2 protein-coding genes are annotated in these 1,062 nt (G+C 31.0%); one reads left to right on the forward strand and one right to left on the reverse strand.

From position 1 onward, the window contains the following. Positions 1–368: HTH domain-containing protein (locus tag AC1DRF_RS29275; RefSeq protein WP_477742478.1), on the forward strand; the 368-nt coding region annotated here is incomplete at its 5' end. A 163-nt stretch (positions 369–531) separates the two neighbouring features. Here AC1DRF_RS29275 and AC1DRF_RS29280 read toward each other — a convergent pair. Then, positions 532–1,062, reverse strand: a 531-nt coding sequence (locus AC1DRF_RS29280; protein WP_477742479.1) for a hypothetical protein, incomplete at its 5' end; no start/stop codon positions are given.

Below are 1,062 nucleotides of genomic sequence, written 5' to 3' on the forward strand. Positions count from 1 at the left end.
AAACCATCCAAAGAAAGATAAAAAAACTAGGCTATTCATGGGATAAAAAGAAGGAAGTTTACAAGTATGTAGGAAAATCACCTCAACCCGTGAATATCGATTTTAGTACATTGTTTAGAAAAAAACAGACTGTTACTAATGATCTAAGAAAAAATAAAAGTAAAAATAAAGTTATTCCCCGTAATAGTTCTAGCGATGTAATAGATGTTTTACTGATAGGAACGAAAGCCTCATCAAAAAGAGCTTACCAAGGTTTTTACTTCGACAAAGACATATTAAGTATTATAAATAGTGTTCCTAAAAGCTACAAATCAGAATTAATTAATGAAGCTTTGAGGAAGGTATTCAAGGAGAAAGGATTACTCTAAAAAAACCTCCGTATCTCTAGTTACAATACTTTTTAATATTTCTTGTATTTCAATCTATAAAACTAGTTAGATTAATAAGTATTCTCCCTATCCCAATAAATTAGAAAATCCTTTGCTAATCAGCAAAGGATTCTCTTTTGTAGCATTATCAAGGTAAATAAAACTAATCTTTATCCCTTATTTTATCTAGCCAGTTTAGTACAGAAGTACCTATCGTGTTTGCCCCGTGTCGTAATTCTTCCATGATATAAAATACTAAATGACTAAGAGAGACTTCCTCTTTATAAGGATTATTCTGATTTATATATTTTAACACCTCTTTTAGTTCTTTTAATCTTCCTTTATCCAACTCCTCTTCCAAGTGAGCCTTTACATAGTCGTTCACAAACTCCGTATTTTTAATGCTCGCTTCAAGTAGAAAAGCTGTAGCTAATGTTGGAGTACAATCTAATGCGTAGGAAAGGCGTTTAATGACGTCATACGTATCTCTAGGTCCGTCTTTCAGTCGTGTGGAAATACGTTCTTTGTCAATATTAATATACATTTTTCTAATAGGAATTCTAGACATATCTCCCATATAAACTGTATTTTCAAAACTAAATCCTCTTCTAAAATAATKTGATARRTAGTCCATTACTTTTGGAGATTTAAGACCTGATATACATATTGATTCTGTCACATCTTTAACTGGTGT

Source organism: Priestia sp. P5_B4, from assembly GCF_056400385.1.